We start from the raw sequence: 21,606 nt of genomic DNA, 5'->3' as shown, positions 1-21,606 counted from the left end.
CCCGAGCCGCCCCGGCCGCCATTGCCGCCGCGCCCACCGCTCATGGCATCGCCGCCGCCGCCGCCGGCCCCGCCGTTCCCATTGTAATACCCGCCGCCGCCCATTCCGCCGTGGCCGGCGATGCCACCGGCAATGGCCTGGGGCGCGGCCGCCAGCATGGCGACGGCCGACACGATCGCGAACATCGTCTTCTTCATGATAGCCTCCTGCGACGGCACCCGCGGTGCCGGCATGATGGAATGGATGGGGATGGGGCCGCTTGGCGCGCCGGACCCGATGCGCGTGAACGCTATGCTACGCCGATACGAGCGTTTGACTGCGTCAGAGCCGTTCCGGAACTGGTACGCATCCTCCATATGGAGGATATCTGCGGGCGGCTCGTCGTGTTCGTTGGACCTAATCTGCTATCGGCGCACTGAACGAAGTCTGAATGTTAACCATCCTCTTGGTTCAGCAACGCCGCCAGCTCGAGTTCGGACTACGCTACTCGATAAGTTGGAGTTTTATGGGAAATGATCGCGATGGTATCGTGGGATGATAATTTGGTTTTGCAATTAACGCTACAAAATCAGAGTCTATAAATTTTATATTTGACGTTATATCTTTGATTTGCAAAGCAAACAGGCGGCATTCCAGGGCCTCTTTCGTTTGCGTTACGGGCCCATCAGGGCGTTGGCGGGACCGACCACCGTCATGGCCAGGCCACCGGCCAGACCACCGATCCTGCCGTCAGACACGGCGCGCAAAAGCGTCGTCTCGCCCATCGTCAGGTTTCCGTTGGCCGCGGCACCCGCCTGATGTCTGGCTGTACTGCTTGACCGAACAGTTCTGCCGGCTGGCGGTGCCCCAGGCGCGGTGACGACAGCAGACATGCGGGTTCTCATGTCATAGTCTGGCTCCTGGTGCAGGCTAGAGCGCTTCACGATCGCGTTGCAATCGCGAAGCTTCTCTAGCTGTTTGATTTTGCCGCATTTTCTACGACGAACCGGTATCCACTTCGTCGGAAAATGCTCTAGTCTGGCGTCGTCGCCCTGCCCGTGTAGCGATGATTGGACTTTACGGGCGCAGCAACCGGCGCGATGTGTCGCCGCGCACGCTGCGTCAGGAAATGAATTCGGCGGCGCGCAGGCATGGCGGATCACGGAGCCGCCGATCGAAGCCGGCCGGCCAAAATGCCAGATACCACGCAGGATCTGCGCCGGACCGGCACGGCCATTCTCCGGCGGCATCGGACCGGGGCCGCGTGGCGTGAGACGGACGATCCCGACCAGACGCGAACGAGGCATCGGTCGCTGGTCCTGACCGGATCGACAACCTCCCCAGCATCGTCGAGTGACACGCGCGCATCGCGCGATCGCCTTGCAACACGGTCCACGACAGGAGGGTCGGTCTGGAGCGCCGTTCCGTCCCATCCTTGACCTCATCCTGAAAGCCAGTCTGAGCGGATTGTACCGAGGCGATCTGAGTGCCCGATTGGAAAGGGGGGCGGGGCCCAATCTGTCGTGCAGAAACCGTCGGTTCAGCACCATATTTCGTATTCCGGGGGCTCTCCAAACGGATTCTCAGAGCGCGTCGCGTCGACCGCTCCGATGCAGCGCGTCTTGCGCAGCGGAGAACGATCTCCTAGGACGGGTTGTCATCAATTTCCCATGTTCGAAATAGAATATTTCAAACATGCGGAACGCCTCAAAGTCTACGCCATGACAAAACGAGAGGACGTCGCCGCCGGCAACAGCGGTGATCGTGACGGTTTGGCACGCGACCGGCGGTCGGAGCTGCCCGCGACGATCGCCTCGACCGTCCTGATGCATGGGGCCCGTGAGGTGACGATTGTGCATGCCGGCGAGCATTACCGGCTCCGGATCACCGCCAACAACAAGTTGATCCTCACGAAATGACCGACTGTTCCACTCCGCGGCTCTGGAGCCGCCGCGCCCTCCTCGCCGGCGCCGTTATCGGCGTCGTTCCCGGGGTTTCGCGAGCGGCCGAGCCGGCGGCCCGCATCGCCTCGCTCGGTGGCGCCGTCACCGAGATCCTCTACCGGCTCGGTGCCGCCGAACGTGTCGTGGCCGTCGATACGACGAGCCTCTTCCCGGCGAACGTCCTGCGCGAGAAGCCGAATGTCGGCTACCTGCGGGCCTTGTCGGCCGAGGGGCTGCTCTCCCTCGGCCCGGATCTCGTCATCGCGGCGGAGGGCGCCGGACCGCCGGAGGTGCTCGCCCTGGTGCGGGAGGCAGGCGTCCCGGTGTCGCTCGTCAGGGAGCCGCCGACGCCCGAGGGCGTCCTCGACAAGATCCTGACCGTCGGCCACCTCGCCGGACTCGCGCCGGCGGCCGAGAGGCTGGCGGCGGAGGTCGGCGCCCGGTTCGCCGAGCTGGCGCGAGCCCGGGCTCGGATCGGCCGGCGGGCCAGGGCCCTGGTGATCCTGTCCGTCGCGAACGGCCGCATGATGGCCGGCGGGCGCGGCAGCTCCGCCGACGGCATCCTGGCGCTCGCCGGGATCGACAATGCCGTGACGGGCTTCGACGGCTACAAGCCGATCGGCGACGAGGCCATCCTCGCCGCGGCGCCCGATGCCGTGGTGATGATGCAGAACGGGACCGACGCGCCGAGCCCGGACGGCGTCTTCGCGCCCGGCACGGCGCTTGGCCAGACCCCGGCCGCCGCCCGGCGCGCCCTCGTGGCGATGGACGGCCTCACCCTTCTCGGGTTCGGCCCGCGCACCCCGGACGCCGCGCGGGACCTGATGCAGGCGATCTACCCCGACCTGCCCCGTGACTGAGGCGCATGCGCCGATGCGGGCACGGCGGCGGAGCGGCCTGATCTTTGCCGGTCTCACCCTGCTGGTCGCCGCGGTTGCCGTCCTTTCCGTCGGCGTCGGGGCGGTCCCGATCCCGCCGTCACGGATTGTGAACCTGGTGGCGCATGCGAGTGCCGATCCGGCTTCCGCGCGCGACGCTCTCGTCATCCTCAACATCCGCCTGCCCCGCACCCTCCTCGGCCTGATGGTCGGAGCAGGCCTCGCGGTCTCCGGCGCGCTGATGCAGGGGCTGTTCCGCAACCCCCTGGCCGACCCGGCTCTCGTCGGGGTCTCGGCCGGGGCGGGCCTCGCGGCGGCCACCATCATCGTGCTGGGCGACGGCGTTCTGCGGAGCCTCGGCCTCCCGGGGCCTCTGCCCTACGCGGTCCTGCCGGCCGGGGCGTTCCTGGGCGGGCTCGCCGCGACGCTCGGCCTCACCCTCGTCGCGACCCGGTCCGGGCGGACCTCGGTGACGACGATGCTCCTGGCCGGCATCGCCCTCGGAGCGCTCACCGGGGCGATGACCGGTCTCCTGGTCTTCGCCAGCAACGACCGGCAGCTGCGCGACCTCACCTTCTGGTCGCTCGGCAGCCTCGGGGGCGCCAGCTGGACCAAGGTCGCGGCGACGGCTCCGGCGATCCTGCCGGTCCTCGCCGCGGTGCCCTTCCTGGGGCGCGGCCTCAATGCCCTGGTCCTCGGCGAGGCGGAGGCTTTCCACCTCGGCATTCCGGTCGAGCGCCTCAAGCGCGCGGCGATCCTGCTCGTTGCCGTGGCGGTCGGCGCGGGGGTCGCCGCGGCCGGCGTCATCGGGTTCGTCGGTCTCGTGGTGCCGCACGCGCTGCGTCTCGCGATCGGCCCCGACCACCGCCGCCTCCTGCCCGCCGCCGCGCTGCTGGGCGGCGCGCTGCTCGTCCTGGCCGACGTCGCGGCGCGCCTCGTCGTGGCCCCGGCGGAGCTGCCGATCGGGATCGTCACCGCGCTCGTCGGGGCGCCCGTCTTCCTGTGGCTGCTGCTCTCCGGACAGAGAGGCTTCGATGGCTGAGCCGCCGCTCCTCATTGGCCGCGACCTCGGCTTCGCGGCGGACGGGAAGATCCTCGTCCAGGGCCTCTCGCTGACGGTCGAGCCCGGCACGCTGCAGGTGATGATCGGGCCGAACGGCGCCGGCAAGTCCACCCTGCTGCGTCTCCTCTGCGGCGAGCTGCGCCCGACAGCGGGCAGCGTGGCCTATGCCGGGGAGCCGGTCGCCGGGATCCCGGCCTGGCGTCTCGCGACCTTGCGCGCCGTTCTGCCCCAGCAGGCCCGCGTCGCCTTCCCGTTCGCGGTCGCCGAGGTGGCGCGGATCGGCCTCGACGGGATCGGCCGGGGCCTGACCCGCCGCGACCGGGAGACGATCCTGGTGCAGGCCCTGAAGCAGGCCGATATCCTGCACCTTGCCGAGCGCGCCTATCCCGGCCTCTCGGGCGGCGAGCAGGCCCGCGTGCAATTCGCGCGGGTGCTCTGCCAGCTGGCCGCCGGCCGCACGGTCGCCGCGGGACAGGTGCTGTTCCTCGACGAGCCGACGGCGAGCCTCGACCTGCGCCACCAGAGCGCGATCCTCGACGCCGTGGACGATCTGCGTCGCACGGGGGTGGGCGTCGTGGCGATCCTGCACGACCTCAATCTCGCGGCCGTCTATGCCGACACCTTGCTGGTGCTCGACGGCGGCCGGCTCGTGGCGCGCGGCGCCCCCGATGCGATCCTGCGCGACGACCTGATCGCCGAGGTCTTCGGCGTGCGATGGCCCGTCGGACGGGTTCCGCCAGGCGGCAAGCCCTTCATCCTGCCGACTCGCGTGTTGCCCCAAGGCAACTCGACGACAGGTTAGACGATCTCTCTGGAATGCTTATGAATGCGCGCCATCGTAACTTCGAGCTGTAACAATCCGGTTCTTCTTCTCACGCATTGACGCCGAGGCGATCGGGCTCGCATGACGAGCCTCAGCCAGCCAGCCCTCCGCCAGCCAGCCAACTTCTCGACGTTGCGCCCTGCCTCGCGGAACTGGTGATGATCTCCCGCCGTCCCATCCTGTCGTGCCGCCCCGGTCTCCTGGTCGGTGTCTCGCTCCTCACCCTCGGATCCGCCCACGCGCAGATCGCGGCCCCGCCACCGGCGGCTCCTCCGCCGGAGGCGCCGATCGCCCTCGACACCGTCACGGTGACATCCACGAAGACCGCAGAATCGGCGATCGACGCCCTGTCGGGCACGAGCGTGGTGACGCGCGAGCAGATTCGGCGTCTCCAGCCGAGCCGGCTGTCCGAGGTGCTGCGCGACGTGCCGGGCGTGACGACGCAGGAGAACCAGAACGACCCGGCCCAGGCCATCAACATCCGCGGTCTGCAGGATTTCGGGCGGGTCAACGTGCTGGTCGACGGCGCGCGCCAGGACTTCCAGACCTCCGGGCACAGCGCCAACGGCGTGTTCTACCTCGACCCGGAACTTGTCGGCGGCATCGACATCACGCGGGGCCCCACCTCGACCATCTACGGCTCGGGCGCGATCGGCGGCGTGCTGGCCTTCCGCACGTGCTCGATCGACGACATCCTGACGCCGGACGAGACGGCCGGCGCGGTGCAGAAATGGGGGTTCGGCACCAACGGGCAGAGATTCCTCAACTCGACGGCTCTGGGCGCGCGCATCGGCACCGCCGCCGACGTCTTCGGGCAGTTCGTCTACCGCAACAACACGCCCTACCGCGACGGCCTCGGTAACCTGGTGCGCGACACCGGCAACGAACTGACCTCGGGCCTCGCCAAGTTCAACGTCCGGCCCGCCGACGGCCACGAGATCAGCGGCACGGCCCTGATCCAGAACGTCGACTTCGCCAATAACGGCTCCAGCAACGCCGGCGCCCGCTTCGCCAACGCCGTCCAGGCCGACACCTACACCCTTGGCTACCGGTTCGCCCGCCCGGACGTGCCGCTGATCGATCTCAGTGCCAAGGGCTACTACACCACGACGCACAACACCCTGACCTTCTTGAGCGACACGGCGAGCGGCCTCTACGGCAATCTCGGCGTGCGGGCGGGCAACCAGATCAACTACGATATCGACACGTCGGGGTTCGACATCCACAACACCGCCCGTTTCGACACCTGGGGCGTGAGCCATGCCCTGACGCTCGGCGGGGACATGGTCTTCGACAGCGTCAGGACGACGGACCGGGCCGGTGGCTTCGGATCCGCCTTCACCCCCTCGGGAGAGCGCAACCTCGCGGGCGCATTCGTCCAGGACGAGATGCGCTACGCCTCCTGGCTCCGCGTGATCGGCGCGCTGCGCTACGATCGCTACGACCTCTCCGGCGGCGCCTACCGATCGAGCGGCGACCGCCTGTCGCCCAAATTCACCGTCGGCGTGTCGCCGTTCGCCGGCATCGAGTTCTACGCCACCTACGCCGAAGGCTATCGCGCGCCGTCGATCACCGAGACGCTGGTGCAGGGCATCCATCCGTTCCCGGCCTTCACCATCCTGCCCAATCCGACGCTCCGGCCGGAGGTGGCCCACACCGTCGAGGGCGGCATCAACCTGAAATACGGCGACGTGCTCCAGCCAGGAGACGTTCTGAGAGCCAAGCTCAACGTCTTCAACACTATCGTCGACGATTACATCACCATCTCGTCGGTCGGCCCGACCTATTTCGCCCCGGCCATACCCGGCATACCGGCGTCGATCTGCGCGCGGCTCCCCGGGCGGTTTCCGTGCGTGATCCCGGTGCAATCGCTCCAGTACCTCAACATCGCGCAGGCCGAGCTGTCGGGTGTCGAGATCGAAGGCGCGTATGACTGGGGCGGGGGTTTCGTCTCGCTCGCCGCCACGCATACCGACGGGCGCAACAAGGCGACCCGCGAGACGCTGCTGACCGTGCCGCCGGATCGGATCAGCGCGACGCTCGGGCTGCGGTTCCTCGACGAGCGCGTCACGGTCGGAAGTCGCCTGACATTCGTCGACAGCCGCCGCGACGTGCCGGCCGGCACCACGATCCTGGCAACGAAGGCCTACGCGCTCGTGGACGTCTTCGCCTCCTACCGCATCGACGATCGCATCCGCGCCGACGTCATCGTGCAGAACGCCTTCGACAAGCGCTACACGCAGTACCTCAACCTGCTGCCGAGCCCCGGCCTGACGGCCAAGGCCGCGATCAGCATCAAGTTCGCGACGCGGTGATGCCGCGGCGGCCCCGCGCCCTCCGGATGCCGGCCTCAGGGCTTGCCCGAATCCAGGGGCGGCGCGGGCCGCGTCGCGCCGCAGGGCGTGCGCGAGAACCGGACCGGCGGTCGCGTCGCCAGGAGCGCTCCCTCCGTCGGATGGTCGATCGCCTCGAAGAAGCCGGTGGCCGCGAGGTGGGGGTCGTCGAGCAGGTCCTCGATCCGGTTGACCCGCGTGCAGGGCACGTCGAGGGGGGCGAGGCGCGAGAGCCACGCCTCCGTCGTGTCCTGCGCGAGGCAGCCGGCGAGGCGCTCGTAGAGGGTGTCGATCATCGCGGCGCGGGCGGCATCGGAGCCGAGCGCCGCTTCCTGCGCCCAATCCTCGCGGCCGGCGGCGCTAAAGACCGCGCGCCAGTGGCTCGCGTTGTAGGGCAGGACCGCGATGTGGCCGTCGCGGGTCGGGTAGGGCCGGCGGTGCTTCGAGAGGAGGCGCGCATAGCCGGACGGGCCGAGGGGCGGCCGGAAGGTGAGGCCGGCGAGGTGCTCGACGGCGAGGAACGACACCATGGACTCGAACATCGGCACCTCGATCGCCTGTCCCTCTCCCGTGCGGGCGCGGTGGAACAGGGCGGCGCTGATCGCGGTGGTGACGTAGAGCGACGCGGTCTTGTCGGCCGCGATGGTCGGCGCGTAGCGGGGCTCGCCCCCGGCCCGCCGCTCGAGATCGGCCCAGCCCGACGCCGCCTGGACGATGTCGTCGTAGGCCGGGCGGTCCCGGTAGGGCCCGTCCTGGCCGAAGCCGACAATGGCGCAGGTGATCAGCCCCGGATTGATCGTGCGCAGGCGCGCGTCGTCGAGGCCGAGCCGGGCGGCGGCCTTCATCCGCATGTTGTGGACGAGGATGTCGGCACCCCGGACGAGGTCGTCGAGCCGGGCGCGGCCCGCCTCCTGCTTCAGGTCGAGGACGACGCTGTCCTTGCCGCGGTTGCAGTTGAGGAACGCCGCCCCCATGCCGGGCGAGCGGGCCGGGCCCGGCGCGCGCAGGATGTCGCCGCCCGGTCCCTCGACCTTGAGGATCTCGGCGCCGAGCTCGGCGAGGATCTGCGTGGCGAAGGGCCCCGCAACGACCGTGCTCAGGTCGACGACCTTGATGCCCGCGAGCGGACCCGGCATGGCGCTTCTCCTTCTCGTGCGCGGGCCCCGGCGCTCACCGCGCCGTGAAGCCGCCATCGACGGGGAGGGCCACGCCCGTCACGTAGGAGGCATCGTCCGAGGCGAGCCAGAGCACTGCATGGGCGGCCTCCTCCGGCCGGCACAGGCGCCCCATCGGCACCGCGGAGACCATGCGCGCCTCGGCGGCGGCGGCCTCGGCCGGATCGCCCGAACGGCCCGTAAAGCCGAGCTTCATCGGCGTCTCGGCGAGGCCCGGGCAGATGACGTTCACCCGGACGTTGTCGGGGGCGAAGGTCTGGGCGAGGGACTTCGTCAGCCCGACCACCGCGAACTTGGCGGCCGAGTAGATCGGGCTCCACATCGAGCCGACGAGGCCCGAGACGGAGGCGGTGAACACGATCGAACCGCCGCCACGCCGGCGCATGTGCCCGATCGCCTCGCCGGCGGCGAGGGCCGCCGAGGTGACGTTGAGGTCGATGGCGAGCCGGTAGGCCGAGACGTCGAGGTTCTCGATGCCGCCGGGCCCGGGGATGCCGGCATGGGCCCACAGCACGTCGATCCCGCCGAGCACGGCCGCCGCCTCGTGGATCGAGCCCCGCATCTCCTCGGGCTGCGAGAGGTCGGCCCGCACCGTCGCGACGTCATGGCCCTGCGCCGCCATGTCGGCGGAGAGCCGCGCGAGCCCCTCGGCGTTCACGTCGATGGCCGCGACCCGCGCGCCCTCGCGCAGGAAGAGCTCCACGCCGGCGCGTCCCATCCCGGAGGCCGCGGCCGTCACCACCACGAGCTTGTTTGCCAGTCGCATGGTCGTCGTGTCCTTAGCTTGCGTCGATGCCGTCGGGGCGGCGCCCGCTACTTCACGAACGGGCATCCGCCGTCCTTGAGGGGACGGAAAGCCTCCGCGCCCGGGATGGTGGCCAGGACCTTGTAGTAGTCGTAGGGCTTCTTCGATTCGTCCGGCTTCTTGACCTCGACGAGCATCATGTCGTGCAGCACGCGGCCGTCCGCGCGCAGCGAGGTCTTGCCGAACAGCGGATCGTCGAAGGTGCCGGCGTCGCGCATCGCGCTCACTACCGCCGCCCCGTCCTTGGCCGAGCCCAGCGTCGCGACCGCCCTCAGGAAGGCCAGCGTGGCGGAATAGGCCCCGGCCTGGTTCATGGTCGGGTAGCGGCCGTTGTTGCGCGCGGCGAAGCGCTCGCCGAAGGCCCGCGTCCCGTCGTTCAGGTCCCAGTAGAACCCGGTCGTCAGGCGCAGGCCCTGCGCGGTGCGCAGGCCGAGGGAGTGGATGTCCGAGAGGAACAGCAGCATGCCGGCGAGCTGCTGCCCGCTCTGCACGATGCCGAACTCGGCGGCCTGCTTGATGGCGTTGATCGTGTCGCCGCCGGCATTGGTCAGGCCGATCACCTGCGCCTGGGACGCCTGGGCCTGGAGCAGGAAGGACGAGAAATCCTTCGCGTCGGTGGGATGGCGCACGGTTCCGGCCACCCGGCCGCCCTCAGCCTTGACCACCGCGCCGGCGTCGCGCTCGAGCGCGTGGCCGAGGGCGAAGTCGGCGGTGATGAAGTACCAGGACTTGCCGCCGGCCCGCGTGATCGCCTCGGCGGTGCCATGGGCGAGCGCCCAGGTATCGTAGGTCCAGTGGACGGAGTTCGGCGTGCAGGACTTGCCAGTCAGGTCCGAGGAGCCGGAGGCAGTGAACAGCGCGACCTTGTTCTTCTCGCGCACGAGCGGCGCCAGGGCGAGGGAGATCGCGCTCGTCGGCATGTCGACGACGGCGTCCACGCCGTCCGAGTCGAACCACTTGCGCGCGATGGCGCTCGACACGTCGGGCTTGTTCTGCGCGTCGGCGGCGACGACCTCGACCTTCAGGTCCTTCCCCTCCGGCAGCTTGGCGAAATCCTCGACCGCCATCCTGGTCGCCTCGGCGGCGCCGGCGCCGCCGATGTCCGAGAAGATCCCGGACATGTCGGCGAGGACGCCGATCTTCACCGGGATCTGCGCCAGAGCCGTGGACGCGAGCAGCGTTCCGGCGGCGAACGCGAGGGTACCGAGGGTACCGAGGGTACGGCGGAGCGGCATGCTTTCCTCCCTGCGGCGAACCGGCATCTCGCGGCTGCTCGCATCATCGGCGCCGATCGTTGCGACGCCAAAAATTCTTGTATGAGAATTTTGCAGTTCCAATAGTGAATTTGTCAAGCGATCCGCCGCAAGGGGCGGGCCTGTGGTGCGGGCGGGCGGCGAGCGCTAGCTTGCGGCCCTGCGGAGCCGGGCGGCAGGGCCGATCACGCCGCGTGCGGGTACGGGGCGACGGGACAGATGCAGGTCAAGCAGGCGGCCAACGTTCTCGAACTGATGGAGTACTTCGCCGAGCGGCGCCGCCCGGCGACCCTCGCGGAGATCTCCGACGGACTCGGCTGGCCGCGATCGAGCACGTTCAACCTCGTCGGCACCCTCGTCGAGAAGGGCTACCTCTACGAGCCGCGGCCGCGGGCGGGATATTATCCGACGCCGCGCTGGCTGACGCTCGCCCAGGCCGTGGCGGAGGCCGAGCCCCTCCCGGACGTCGTCGGCGACCTCGTGGCCGACGTGGCGGCGGCCACCGGGGAGACCACGGCGATCGGCACCCTGACCGGGGTGCATGCCCTGTTCCTCGCCGTGGCGGAGTCCCGGCATCAGGTGCGCTACCACGCCCGGGTCGGCGACCGGGTGCCGATCCATGCCAGCTCCGCCGGGCGGGCGATCCTCGCCCAGTACCCCCCGGCGGCCCGGCAGGCGGTCTACCGCCGGATCGCGTTCGAGCGCTTCTCGGACACGACGCCGATGAGCGTGGACACGGTGGAGCACGAGCTGACCGAGGCGGGGGAGCGCGGTTATCACCAGAGCGCGTCCGAGTACATTGCCGACCTCGCCGGCGTGGCCCTGCCGCTCCCGCTCGGCGATCGCCGCCTCTCGATCGTCGTCGCGGGGCCGACCTCGCGCTGCCTGACGCGGCGGCCCGAGACCGCCGCGCTCCTGAAGGCGGCGCTCGCCCGCCACGGCATTGCCTCGCCCGCGGCGGAGGCGCGGGAGGCGCGCGCCTCCCGCCGGCGCGGGCCTGCGGCAGATCCGGGTTAGGTCCGCCGCCGCGCCGACACCGCCCCCGGCCCGGGTTGACGGAGCAGGCGGCGCGTTGCAGGGCATCGCCTGAGCCCCGATTGAGCAGACCATGACCGATCTCACCCGCCTCGAAACCGATCTCCTCGCCCAGGTGACTGGCGCCGCCGACGAGGCCGCGCTCGAAGGCGTGCGCGTCGCGGCCCTCGGCAAGAAGGGGGCCGTCTCCGAGCTGCTGAAAACCTTGGGGAGCATGAGCCCCGAGGTCCGCAAGGAGCAGGGCCCGCTGATCAATGGCCTGCGCGACCGGGTCCAGGGCGCGATCCAGGCGCGGCGCGACACCCTGGCCGAGGCGGCGCTGACGGCGCGTCTCGCGGCCGAGCGCATCGACGTGACGCTCCCGGTGCGCGAGGGCCCCGAAACCCGCGGCCGCATCCACCCGATCACCCAGGTGATGGACGAGATCACGGCGATCTTCGGCGATATGGGCTTCTCGATCGCGGAAGGCCCGGACGTCGAGACCGACGAGCTGAACTTCACCGCGCTCAACTTCCCCGAGGGCCATCCGGCCCGGGAGATGCACGACACCTTCTTCCTGCGGCCCGACCGGGACGGCAAGCGCAAGCTCCTGCGCACCCACACCTCGCCGGTGCAAGTCCGCACCATGCGCTCCGTGCAGCCGCCGATCCGGGTGATCTGCCCGGGGCGCACCTACCGGCACGATTCCGACCAGACCCACACCCCGATGTTCCACCAGGTCGAGGGCCTGGTGATCGATCGCCAGGCGAACATCGCGCACCTGAAGTGGATCCTGGAGGAATTCTGCAAGGCGTTCTTCGAGGTCGACAGCGTCAAGATGCGCTTCCGGCCGTCCTTCTTCCCCTTCACCGAGCCCTCGGCCGAGGTCGACATCCAGTGCTCGCGCAAAGGCGGCGAGATCCGCTTCGGCGAGGGCGACGATTGGCTCGAGATCCTCGGCTGCGGCATGGTCCACCCGAACGTGCTGCGGAATTGCGGCCTCGACCCGGATTCTGTCCAGGGCTTCGCCTGGGGCATGGGCATCGACCGGATCGCGATGCTCAAATACGGGATGCCGGACCTGCGCCCGTTCTTCGAGGCGGATGTCCGCTGGCTCGAGCATTACGGCTTCCGGCCCCTCGACATCCCGAGCCTGGTCGGCGGCCTGACCGGCTGACGGACGCTTCCTGAGAGACGCTTGCGCGAGGCGCATCATGACCGTGGACGAGATCACGACGATCGCCGACGAGATCCTGACCCGTCATCTCGCCGCTTCCGGCTACGAGCGGGTCGAGGGGCGTCCGGGCTGTGACCAGTCCGACGAGCCCTCGCTGTTCGTCGTCGCGCACATGAAGCCTGGCTCGGGCGTGACCGAGGGTCAGGAGTCCAATGCCGCCAACGCGGCTCTCTGGCTTGCCCTGCGCGAGAAAGGGGAAGAGCACTTCCCCTGTCTCGATGTCGATTACCCAGATGACGAGATCTTCGGCGATGACGACGACGATGATCGGGAAATGGATGATCGGGAAATGGATGATCGGGATTCGGAAGTGAATGCGTAATGGCGCGACTCGGCAATCCTCTCGTCTACGATCTTCTCGTTGTCGCCGACATGCTCGCCGAGCAGCGCGGGCGCCGCAACCTGCAAAAGGCCGCGATGCGCCGTGCCATCAGCAGTGCCTATTACGCCGTGTTCCACGGGCTCTACTTCGTGTGCACGCGCGCGCTAGAGCGCTTCACGATCGCGTTGCAATCGCGAAGCTTCTCTCGCTGTTTGATTTTGCCGCATTTTCTACGACGAACCGGTATCCACTTCGTCGGAAAATGCTCTAGCCTCTGGCGGCGAGACCCGGCGCTGACGGAGCCAGTCTACCGGCTCATCGACCACGGCCAGATCCGGAGGCGCCTGGCCGGGCGGGAGGCACCCGAACTCGGCCCGATCGTCGTCGAGATCAGCGCAGCCTTCGCCTACCTCCAGGATCGCCGGCATCAGGCGGATTACAGCCCGCCCGGCCTGACCATTCATCGCGATGCGACTCGCAACGTCGTGGCCCGCGCGAAGCAGGCGGTCGCCGACCTCGAATCCCTCGACGACGACCAGTGCCGCCGCCTGGCCGTCCTTCCCATCACCAAGGCCCGGCTCGCCTGAGCCGAGAGGTTTAGCCCCATGAAATTCACCCTCTCCTGGCTCAAGGACCACCTCGACACAGACGCCTCCCTCGACCTGATCGTCGAGACGCTGACCCGCATCGGGCTGGAGGTCGAGCGCGTCGAGGACAAGGCCGCGGATCTCGCGGCCTACCGCATCGCCGCCGTGCTCACCGCCGAGCAGCACCCCAATGCCGACCGGCTGCGGGTCTGCACCGTCGAGACCGGCGAGGGTGCGCCCGTGCAGGTGGTCTGCGGCGCGCCGAACGCGCGGGCCGGCATGAAAACCGTGTTCGCGCCGCCCGGCACCTACGTGCCGGGCAAGAACATCACCCTGTCGGTGGGCGTGATCCGCGGCGTCGAGAGCCGCGGCATGTTGTGCTCAGGGTCCGAGCTCGGCCTGTCGGATGACCATGACGGCATCCTCGATCTGCCCGCCGATGCGCCGGTCGGCCAGTCCTTCGCGGCCTTCGCCGGCCTCGACGATCCGGCGATCGAGATCAACCTCACGCCGAACCGGCCCGACTGCACCGGCATCCACGGCATCGCCCGCGATCTCGCGGCAGCCGGCATCGGCACCCTGCGGCGCGAGCAGCTGACCCCGGTGAAGGGGGAGGGGGCCTGCCCGGTCGCCGTCACCCGCGACGTCCTGCCTGAGGACGCGCATCTCTGCCCGCTCTTCGGCTTGCGGCTGGTGCGCGGCGTCAAGAACGGGCCGTCGCCCGAATGGATGCGCCGGCGCCTGACCGCGATCGGCCTGCGGCCGATCAATGCGCTCGTCGACATCACCAACTACGTCACCTTCGACCGCGGCCGGCCGCTCCACGTCTTCGACGCCGCCAAGGTGACGGGCCACCTCACGGTGCGCCGCGCCCGCGACGGTGAGGAGATCGTGGCCCTCGACGGACGGACCTACCGGCTCGACGACGGCACGATCGTCATCGCCGACGAGAGCGGTGTCGAATCGATCGCCGGCATCATGGGGGGGGAGCATTCGGGCTGCGACGAGGGCACGACCGACGTGCTGATCGAATCGGCCCTGTGGGACCCGCTCACCATCGCCCGCACCGGGCGCCGCCTCGGCATCGTGACCGATGCCCGCTACCGCTTCGAGCGCGGGGTCGACCCGGCCTTCGCCCTGCCGGGTCTGGATCTCGCGACGAAACTGGTGCTCGATCTCTGCGGCGGCACCCCGAGCCAGGCCTCCGTGTCGGGCGAGGTGCCGGACACCGACCGCATCATCGACTTCCCGTGGACCGAGGTGCGCCGGCTGTCCGGCCTCGACCTGCCGCGGCCGGAGATGAAGGTGACGCTGGAGTCGCTGGGCTTCCACGTCGCCGGCTCCGGCGACCGGGCCAAGGTGCTCCCGCCGTCCTGGCGGCCCGACGTCGAGGGCAAGGCCGACCTCGTCGAGGAGATCGTGCGGATCGCCGGCCTCGACCGGATCGAGCCCAAACCGCTCCCGCGGATCGAGGCGACCGTCATCCGCCCGGTCCTGACGGTGATGCAGAAGCGCACCCGGCAGGCCAAGCGCGAATGCGCGGCCCGTGGCCTCGTCGAGGCGGTGACCTGGTCGTTCATCGCGCATGACGACGCCACCCTGTTCGGCGGCGGCAAGCCCGAACTGGCGCTCGCCAACCCCATCGCCGCCGACCTGTCGGACATGCGCCCGAGCCTGGTGCCGGGCCTCGCCCGCGCCGCGCAGCGCAATGCCGACCGTGGCATGGGCGACGTCGCCCTGTTCGAGGTCGGGCAGTGCTTCGCCTCGGACCAGCCCGAGGGCCAGACCACCAAGGCGGCGGCTTTGCGCCGTGGCTCCGCCCGCCATGGCGGCGCCGGCCGGCACTGGGACGGCGCCGCCCGCCCGGTCGATGCCTTCGAGGCCAAGGCCGATGCGCTGGCGCTGCTCACCGCCCTCGGCGTGCCGACCGGCGGGCTCCAGGTCGTGGCCGGCGGCCCGGACTGGCTGCATCCCGGTCGCTCCGGCACGCTCCAGTTCGGGCCGCGCAACCCAGTCGGGTTCTTCGGCGAGCTGCACCCGCGGGTGCTCAAGGCCCTCGACATCAAGGGCCCGGTGGTGGTCAGCGAGATCACCCTCGATGCCCTGCCGCTGCCGAAGCACCGGCCGACCAAGATGAAGCCGGCCGCGAGCCTGCCCGACTTCCAGCCGCTGACCCGCGACTTCGCCTTCGTGGTGGCCCGCACCGTCTCGGCGGGCGACATCCTGAAGGCGGCGCAAAGTGCCGAGCGCAATCTCGTCACGGGGATCGAGGTGTTCGACGTCTACGAGGGCGCCGGCATCGGCGAGGACCAGAAGTCCGTCGCCGTGGCGGTCCGGCTCCAGCCGACCGAGCGCACCCTCACCGATGCCGAGATCGAGGCGGTGAGCCAGAAGATCGTCGCCGAGGTGACGCGCAAGACCGGCGCGACCCTGCGGGGCTGACCCTGAATGGACCGGCGGCGCGGTGCGCGTCGCCGGAAACACGGAACGAGGAGGCAGGCGTGGCGGAGACCGATCTGATCCGGGAACTCTCGGTGGCGACCTACCTGCCCGAGGAGGCCCTGGAGCGGGCGCGGGCGGCGCCGGCTTCGATTGCCGAGCCGGTGCTGGCGCTCCTCGACCGGGCCGCCGACGGCGAGGCCGAGGCGCTGACCGAGCCCGAGCGGACCCTGCTGTTCTGGGGCCTCCACGTCCTCGCCTCGGCCCGCGACACCCGCATCCATGCCGCCCTGATGCGCCTTCTGCGCCGCGACGACGACGCGATCTCGGCAGCGCTCGGGGAGGATTACCCGAACACCCTCGCGAGCCTCGTCGCCGCCAGCTTCGACGGCGAGGCCGAGCGCCTGCTCGCCGCCATCGCCGGCGAGGCGCCGGTCGGCATCGCGCGGATGCAGCTCTTCCATGCGCTTGCCCTGCTGACCGCGGATGGGCGCATCGACCGCGAGATGGTGAAGGCGTTCCTGGTGCGCTTCGACCACGAGCGTCTGGCCCCGCCCGAGGCCGAGGAGGTCTGGCAGGGCTGGGAGGATGCGGTCTCGCTGCTCGGCTTCGACGACCTCGCCCCCCGCTTGAAGGCGGCGCGCAAGGACGGCCGCAATGCCGGCACCGTCGTCGACTGGGAGACGGTGCAGGAGACTCTGAAGGAGGCCCGCCTGCGGCCGAAGAGCCGCGAGCGCTTCGACGATCTGCTGATCGACTATCTCGACGACCTGGTCGGCGCGCTCGATTACACCCGTGAGGGCGCCTACGACCATCTGCCCGATCTCGACGACGACGGCGTCCCGATCCCCGAGCGCAATCCCTACCGCACCGTCGGCCGCAACGACCCGTGCCCCTGCGGCAGCGGCAAGAAGTTCAAGAAGTGCTGCCTCGACAAGGTCGAGCAGGGCTTGGCCGCCCTGCCGCCGCTGCCGCCCGGACGCTGACGGAGCCTGCGGTGCCGGACCGGGCCCGAGGGCGCGATGGTCCGGTGGTGCCGAGGCGCGGCCCAGTGCGGGACCTGCCGTCCGTCGCTCCGGAGACATAGCGGATCGTCGGTGGGGTTCGGTGCCCTCGTTGCGCGCTGCCGCTTCGAAGCATTCCAATGGCCCGCGATGCTGACGCAGCAGGCCGTTGACCCATTTCAAATTTTCCATTCAGAACCAGAGGTTTGGCGGACAATCGAGCATCGGATCAAAGGTCGTGTTCGACGACCGTTGGTGTACCCCTTCCGCGGGGGACATCCCGGTGCCTGCCCTGGCCATGGGACCGGGATTCTCACCCTCGCGCGGTCTATGAGCCGCATGTGAGTCACAATGCAGCAACACAAGTAGATTTCGCGCACCGGCGGAGCGGATGAAAGTTTCGCGACGTGAGCGTTGATCATCCGTCCGTGTCACGCTTGTTTGGCGAATTGCTCTGACACGTAATGAGCTACTGCGAGATGATTGTTTTAGGAAAAAATACTCATAATTTGTAAAAGCAAAAATGTTTACGGAAATTTCCGAAATGTGCCGCAACGTCCACCATGGATATATTCAGGTAGACGAGCGATTCGATGCAACTTCACATGCGTGCACGCCTGTATGGCGGCTTCACGCTCCTGGCGCTCCTGGCGGCCGTGATGGGCGGGTTCGCCTACCGGCAGACCGGTAGCCTCGACGACACGTTCCGGTACAAGGCCCAGATCGAACAGGCTGCGCGCGAGCTGTATACGCTGAACGGCCTGACCGACCGCTTCCTGGCCCAGAGCCTGAAGTTCCGGACGACGCCGACTCCGGAAGCCGCCACCGGGATGCAGTCCAGTCTGTCGGCTGTGACGCAGCTCGCCGAAGGTCTGGTGCAACGGGCCCTGTCGGAGGAGCGGCGTGCGCTCTATGCCGACCTGCGCGACCAGTCGAACCGTCTCGCCGCCGATCTGCCGAAGCTGATCGCGCTCGGCACCCAGATCCGCGAGAACAAGGCGGGGGTCTATACCTCGGGTGACGACCTGACCAAGGCGTCGGGTGCGCTCGTCGCCCAGCTCCGGTCCGGCAGCGACGACGCCCTCTTGGCCCAGGCGGTGGAGATCGAGCGGACCCTGTTGCTGTTCCGCGTCATGAACTGGCGCTTCCTGGCGACCACCGATCCGAAGACCCGCGCCCTCTCGGCGGCGAACTTCACCAGCGCCGAGGCGACGATCGCCAAGCTGAAGGGGCTGAGCCTCTCCCCGGCGCAGCTGCGGGATCTCGGCACCCTCGACGAGGCCCTGCATCGCCTCAACCGGCACATCACGGCGGCGGCCTCCGCGATGCTCGACAGCGAGGCGTTCTACGAGCAGGTCCTGAAGGCCAAGACGGAGGCCCTGGTCGCCTCGGGCATGGAGGTCCGGGGCAGGCTGGATGCGGCGCTTCAGGAGATCGCCGCGCGCAGCGGCGCCACGATGAGTTCGACGAAGCAGGTGCAGGTCGCGCTGCTGGCGCTCATCCTGGCGATCAGCGCCGCCCTGGCCTTCCTGATCGGCCGCAGCATCACCCGCCCGATCTCCGGCATGACCCGGGCGATGAGCCGCCTGGCCGCGGGCGAGACCGCCATCACGGTGCCGTCGCAGGACGCCACCGACGAGATGGGCGAGATGGCCCGGGCCGTCGAGGTGTTTCGCCGCAATGCGGTGGAGCGCCTCGCCCTCGAGGCCGATCGGGACGCGCAAGCCTCCGCCCGCCAGCGCCGCGCCGACCGGGTCGACGCGCTCATCACCGCCTTCCAGCGGCGGGTCGCCGGCTCCCTCGAGATCGTCACCTCGGCCGCATCCGAACTCGATGCGACTGCCCGCACGATGACCCAGGTCGCCGACGGCACCAACGCCCAGGCGGTCGCCTCCAGCGCCGCCGCCGAGGAGACCTCGGCCAACGTCCAGACCGTGGCGGCGGCGGCCGAGGAGATGGTGGCCTCGCTGCGCGAGATCGAGCGCCAGGTGGTCCATTCGCGGGAGGTCGCCGGCCATGCCGCGACCGAGGCGGACGCCACCAACGCCGTGATGGCGAGCCTCGGCACCGCCGCGACCCAGATCGGCGCTGCCGTCACCACGATCTCGGCCATCGCCAGCCAGACCAACCTGCTGGCCCTCAACGCCACGATCGAGGCGGCGCGGGCGGGCGATGCCGGCCGCGGCTTCGCCGTGGTGGCCGCCGAGGTGAAGGAACTCGCCGGCCAGACGGCGCGGGCGACCGAGGAGATCGGCGGGCAGATCACGGCGATCCAGTCCGCCACCGATCGGGCCAGCGCCGCCATCCGGCAGATCAGCGGCACGATCGCGGCGCTCAACGAGATCAGCGGCGCCATCGCCGCCACGGTGGTGGAGCAGACCGCCGCGACCGCGGAGATTTCGCGGAATGCGACCGAGGCGGCCCGCGGCACCCAGGACGTCTCGTCGAGCGTCGCCCGCGTGCTGTCGCTGGCCGACGAGACCGGCGGCGCCGCCTCGCAGGTGCTCTCGGCCGCCGCCGACCTGGCGACGCAGTCCCTGACCGTCAAGCAGGAGGTCGACGGCTTCCTGGGCGAGATCCGGGCGGCGTGATCAGGTCTCGATGCGGGGCGGGTCTTACAGGTCCGTCCCGCTCAACGGGTTGCCCGGGTCCCAGGCATAGGACAACGTCTCGAAACGGAGGGACCGGGCGTCGACCATCAGAAGGCGGCCGACCAGCGGCTCGCCGAAACCCGCGATGGCGCGGATCACCTCGAGCGCCATCAGCGAGCCCATCAGGCCGGCGAGCGCGCCGAGCACGCCGGCTTCCGCGCAGGTCGGCACCGCGCCGGCCGGCGGCGGGCTCGGGAAGAGGCAGCGATAGGTCGGGTTCGGCTGCCCGTCCGGCCCGGCCTCGTGGGCCCGGATGGTGGTGAGCGAGCCGTCGAACTGGCCGAGCGCCGCGGTCACCAGCGGCCGGCGGGCGCGGTAGCAGGCATCCGAGACGGCGTAGCGGGTGGCAAAATTATCCGACCCGTCGGCGACGAGATCGTAACTCCCGATCAGTCCTTCGGCGTTCTCGGGGGTGAGCCGGGTGGCGTGGGTCTCGACCCGGACATGCGGGTTGAGCCGGGCGACGGCGTGGGCCGCGCTCTCGACCTTCGGCCGGCCGAGATCGGGCGTGCCGTGGATCACCTGGCGCTGGAGGTTCGAGAGCGAAACCGTGTCGTCGTCGACGATCCCGATCGTGCCGATGCCGGCCGCCGCCAGGTACTGGATCAGCGGCGCGCCGAGGCCGCCGGCGCCGATCACCAGCACGCGGGCCGCCTTGAGGCGGAGCTGTCCGGGGCCGCCGACCTCCCGCAGCACGATGTGGCGGGCGTAGCGTTCGATCTCGTCGGGGCTGAGCGCGGTCATCCGGTGTGATTTAAGCGAGAGGCCGGGCGCGGGGAAGGCCCATCGGGCGCATGGTTCTCATCCGTACCGTTCGGCGCTACGGCTCGCGGCCACCCGTTCCTCGACGTCGTGCGGATGTGCCCGTGACCGATTCCCGCTCTCCCCTGAGCCATACTCCGTTGTCCCTGGCCCAGGGGCTGATCCGCTGCCCCTCCGTCACGCCGCACGAGGGCGGGGCGCTCGCCTATCTGGCGGAGATCCTGGCCGCGGCCGGCTTCACGGTCGAGCGCCCGGTCTTCTCGGAGCCGGGGACCCCGGACATCGAGAACCTCTATGCCCGCCTCGGCGAGGGGCCGTGCCTGCTCTTTGCCGGCCACACCGACGTGGTGCCGCCGGGTGACGCCTCGGCCTGGCGCCACGACCCGTTCGGCGCCGTGATCGAAGGCGGGGAGCTGTTCGGCCGCGGGGCCGTCGACATGAAGGGCGGCATCGCCAGCATGGTGGCGGCGGTGCTGGCCTTCCTGGAGCGGCGCGGGCCGGATTTCGGCGGCGCCATCGCCTTCCTGATCACCGGCGACGAGGAGGGGCCGGCGGTGAACGGCACCGTCAAGCTCCTCGACTGGGCGCGGGCGAAGGGCGAGCGGTTCAGCCACTGCCTGCTCGGCGAGCCGACCAATCCCGACACCCTCGGCGAGATGATCAAGATCGGCCGGCGCGGCTCGCTCACGGCCGACCTGACCGTGCACGGCATGCAGGGCCACGTCGCCTATCCGCACCGGGCCGAGAACCCGATTCCCGGCCTGCTGCGCCTGGCGCAAGGGCTCCTCGCCGAGCCGCTCGATACCGGGACCGGGCATTTCGACGCCTCGAACCTCGCATTCACCACGATGGATGTCGGCAACCCGGCGACCAACGTGATCCCGGCCGAGGCGCGGGCGACGTTCAACATCCGCTTCAACGACCTCTGGACGCCCGCGACCCTGGCCGCCGAGCTGGAACGGCGCCTGGCCGCCGCCGCCGGCAACGACGTGCGCTACAGCCTCACCGTGCGCCCGACCAACTCCGTTGCCTTCCTCACCCAGCCCGACGCCTTCGTGGAGCAGGTCGCCGATGCGATCCACGCCGAGACCGGCCGCCGGCCCGCCCTCTCGACCACCGGCGGCACCTCGGATGCGCGCTTCATCAAGGACGCCTGCCCGGTGATCGAGTTCGGCCTCGTCGGGCAGACGATGCACCAGGTCGACGAGCGGGTGGCGATCGCGGATCTCGACCGGCTGGCGGCGATCGTCGGCCGGGTGCTGGACGCCTATTTCCCGGGCGATGCTGCGACGCAGCGTCAGGCTTGACCGGCCTTAGACGAAAGTTGAATCTGGCGGC

At 69.8% G+C, this 21,606-nt stretch carries 17 protein-coding genes and 1 pseudogene; 13 read left to right on the top strand and 5 right to left on the bottom strand.

Going from position 1 to position 21,606, the window contains the following annotated elements; all coding sequences use genetic code 11:
- Positions 1–197, bottom strand: a pseudogene (locus VP06_RS07200) (PE family protein); the annotation flags it as partial.
- A 1,392-nt stretch (positions 198–1,589) separates the two neighbouring features.
- Here VP06_RS07200 and VP06_RS38920 point away from each other — a divergent pair.
- The 5 genes from VP06_RS38920 (at position 1,590) to VP06_RS07180 (ending at position 7,001) form a co-directional block, all read left to right on the top strand.
- Positions 1,590–1,898, top strand: a complete 309-nt coding sequence (locus tag VP06_RS38920) for a hemin uptake protein HemP (protein ID WP_082167237.1) — start codon at positions 1,590–1,592, stop codon at positions 1,896–1,898.
- On the top strand, positions 1,895–2,782 hold the full coding sequence (locus tag VP06_RS07195; RefSeq protein WP_048463145.1) for a heme/hemin ABC transporter substrate-binding protein: 888 nt from the start codon (positions 1,895–1,897) through the stop codon (positions 2,780–2,782). The genes VP06_RS38920 and VP06_RS07195 overlap by 4 nt, the downstream gene beginning before the upstream one ends.
- Positions 2,783–2,795: 13 nt before the next feature.
- Complete coding sequence (locus tag VP06_RS07190; protein ID WP_053081572.1) at positions 2,796–3,842, top strand: FecCD family ABC transporter permease; 1,047 nt, start codon at positions 2,796–2,798, stop codon at positions 3,840–3,842.
- Complete coding sequence (locus VP06_RS07185; RefSeq protein ID WP_048463143.1) at positions 3,835–4,665, top strand: heme ABC transporter ATP-binding protein; 831 nt, start codon at positions 3,835–3,837, stop codon at positions 4,663–4,665. Before VP06_RS07190 ends, VP06_RS07185 begins: the two co-directional genes overlap by 8 nt.
- Before the next feature lie 179 nt (positions 4,666–4,844).
- Positions 4,845–7,001, top strand: a complete 2,157-nt coding sequence (locus VP06_RS07180; RefSeq protein WP_048463142.1) for a TonB-dependent hemoglobin/transferrin/lactoferrin family receptor — start codon at positions 4,845–4,847, stop codon at positions 6,999–7,001.
- 35 nt (positions 7,002–7,036) lie between these two features.
- Here the strand turns inward: VP06_RS07180 and VP06_RS07175 are convergent, their stop codons facing one another.
- The 3 genes from VP06_RS07175 to VP06_RS07165 are packed head-to-tail and all read right to left on the bottom strand — an operon-like array spanning position 7,037 to position 10,234.
- A complete protein-coding gene (locus VP06_RS07175; RefSeq protein ID WP_048463141.1) occupies positions 7,037–8,155 on the bottom strand; it encodes a CaiB/BaiF CoA transferase family protein in 1,119 nt (372 codons plus the stop codon).
- A gap of 34 nt (positions 8,156–8,189) precedes the next feature.
- Positions 8,190–8,960 carry an SDR family NAD(P)-dependent oxidoreductase gene (locus VP06_RS07170; RefSeq protein WP_048463140.1) on the bottom strand — a complete coding sequence of 257 codons (771 nt, stop codon included), beginning with the start codon at positions 8,958–8,960 and terminating at the stop codon, positions 8,190–8,192.
- A 47-nt stretch (positions 8,961–9,007) separates the two neighbouring features.
- Positions 9,008–10,234, bottom strand: coding sequence for an ABC transporter substrate-binding protein (locus VP06_RS07165; RefSeq protein ID WP_048463139.1), 1,227 nt, complete (start codon positions 10,232–10,234; stop codon positions 9,008–9,010).
- 237 nt (positions 10,235–10,471) lie between these two features.
- Between VP06_RS07165 and VP06_RS07160 the strand changes: the two genes are divergently transcribed.
- The 7 genes from VP06_RS07160 (at position 10,472) to VP06_RS07130 (ending at position 19,446) form a co-directional block, all read left to right on the top strand.
- The gene (locus VP06_RS07160; protein ID WP_063928353.1) at positions 10,472–11,269 is read left to right on the top strand and encodes an IclR family transcriptional regulator; all 798 of its coding nucleotides are present in this window, start codon (positions 10,472–10,474) and stop codon (positions 11,267–11,269) included.
- Positions 11,270–11,360: 91 nt separating this feature from the next.
- Positions 11,361–12,443, top strand: coding sequence for a phenylalanine--tRNA ligase subunit alpha (gene pheS / locus VP06_RS07155; RefSeq protein ID WP_048463138.1), 1,083 nt, complete (start codon positions 11,361–11,363; stop codon positions 12,441–12,443).
- 37 nt (positions 12,444–12,480) lie between these two features.
- Entirely contained in the window at positions 12,481–12,825 is a 345-nt protein-coding gene (locus tag VP06_RS07150; RefSeq protein ID WP_048463137.1) for a hypothetical protein, read from the top strand.
- Positions 12,825–13,412: a hypothetical protein gene (locus VP06_RS07145; protein WP_048463136.1), complete on the top strand. Its 588-nt coding sequence runs from the start codon at positions 12,825–12,827 to the stop codon at positions 13,410–13,412. Before VP06_RS07150 ends, VP06_RS07145 begins: the two co-directional genes overlap by 1 nt.
- 18 nt (positions 13,413–13,430) lie before the next feature.
- Positions 13,431–15,854, top strand: a complete 2,424-nt coding sequence (pheT, locus tag VP06_RS07140) for a phenylalanine--tRNA ligase subunit beta (protein WP_048463135.1) — start codon at positions 13,431–13,433, stop codon at positions 15,852–15,854.
- Positions 15,855–15,913: 59 nt separating this feature from the next.
- Positions 15,914–16,837: a DUF1186 domain-containing protein gene (locus VP06_RS07135; protein ID WP_048463134.1), complete on the top strand. Its 924-nt coding sequence runs from the start codon at positions 15,914–15,916 to the stop codon at positions 16,835–16,837.
- 623 nt (positions 16,838–17,460) lie between these two features.
- A complete protein-coding gene (locus VP06_RS07130; RefSeq protein ID WP_245291084.1) occupies positions 17,461–19,446 on the top strand; it encodes a methyl-accepting chemotaxis protein in 1,986 nt (661 codons plus the stop codon).
- 24 nt (positions 19,447–19,470) lie between these two features.
- Here the strand turns inward: VP06_RS07130 and VP06_RS07125 are convergent, their stop codons facing one another.
- A complete protein-coding gene (locus VP06_RS07125; RefSeq protein ID WP_048463132.1) occupies positions 19,471–20,250 on the bottom strand; it encodes a HesA/MoeB/ThiF family protein in 780 nt (259 codons plus the stop codon).
- Between the two features lie 122 nt (positions 20,251–20,372).
- On the opposite strand from VP06_RS07125, the gene dapE reads away from it, so the two are divergent.
- Positions 20,373–21,575: a succinyl-diaminopimelate desuccinylase gene (gene dapE / locus VP06_RS07120; protein ID WP_048463131.1), complete on the top strand. Its 1,203-nt coding sequence runs from the start codon at positions 20,373–20,375 to the stop codon at positions 21,573–21,575.
- Positions 21,576–21,606 lie beyond the last annotated feature (31 nt).

Source organism: Methylobacterium aquaticum, assembly GCF_001043915.1.
Lineage (GTDB): Bacteria > Pseudomonadota > Alphaproteobacteria > Rhizobiales > Beijerinckiaceae > Methylobacterium > Methylobacterium aquaticum.
This window is presented reverse-complemented; position numbering and strand designations above follow the sequence as displayed.

Excerpts from the sequence above, each read along its gene's own strand:
- VP06_RS38920 (WP_082167237.1), top strand. The coding sequence starts at position 1,590 with ATGCAGCGCGTCTTGCGCAGCGGAGAACGATCTCCTAGGACGGGTTGT.
- VP06_RS07195 (WP_048463145.1), top strand. The coding sequence starts at position 1,895 with ATGACCGACTGTTCCACTCCGCGGCTCTGGAGCCGCCGCGCCCTCCTC.
- VP06_RS07190 (WP_053081572.1), top strand. The coding sequence starts at position 2,796 with ATGCGGGCACGGCGGCGGAGCGGCCTGATCTTTGCCGGTCTCACCCTG.
- VP06_RS07185 (WP_048463143.1), top strand. The coding sequence starts at position 3,835 with ATGGCTGAGCCGCCGCTCCTCATTGGCCGCGACCTCGGCTTCGCGGCG.
- VP06_RS07180 (WP_048463142.1), top strand. The coding sequence starts at position 4,845 with ATGATCTCCCGCCGTCCCATCCTGTCGTGCCGCCCCGGTCTCCTGGTC.
- VP06_RS07175 (WP_048463141.1), bottom strand. The coding sequence starts at position 8,155 with ATGCCGGGTCCGCTCGCGGGCATCAAGGTCGTCGACCTGAGCACGGTC.
- VP06_RS07170 (WP_048463140.1), bottom strand. The coding sequence starts at position 8,960 with ATGCGACTGGCAAACAAGCTCGTGGTGGTGACGGCCGCGGCCTCCGGG.
- VP06_RS07165 (WP_048463139.1), bottom strand. The coding sequence starts at position 10,234 with ATGCCGCTCCGCCGTACCCTCGGTACCCTCGGTACCCTCGCGTTCGCC.
- VP06_RS07160 (WP_063928353.1), top strand. The coding sequence starts at position 10,472 with ATGCAGGTCAAGCAGGCGGCCAACGTTCTCGAACTGATGGAGTACTTC.
- pheS (WP_048463138.1), top strand. The coding sequence starts at position 11,361 with ATGACCGATCTCACCCGCCTCGAAACCGATCTCCTCGCCCAGGTGACT.
- VP06_RS07150 (WP_048463137.1), top strand. The coding sequence starts at position 12,481 with ATGACCGTGGACGAGATCACGACGATCGCCGACGAGATCCTGACCCGT.
- VP06_RS07145 (WP_048463136.1), top strand. The coding sequence starts at position 12,825 with ATGGCGCGACTCGGCAATCCTCTCGTCTACGATCTTCTCGTTGTCGCC.
- pheT (WP_048463135.1), top strand. The coding sequence starts at position 13,431 with ATGAAATTCACCCTCTCCTGGCTCAAGGACCACCTCGACACAGACGCC.
- VP06_RS07130 (WP_245291084.1), top strand. The coding sequence starts at position 17,461 with ATGCGTGCACGCCTGTATGGCGGCTTCACGCTCCTGGCGCTCCTGGCG.
- VP06_RS07125 (WP_048463132.1), bottom strand. The coding sequence starts at position 20,250 with ATGACCGCGCTCAGCCCCGACGAGATCGAACGCTACGCCCGCCACATC.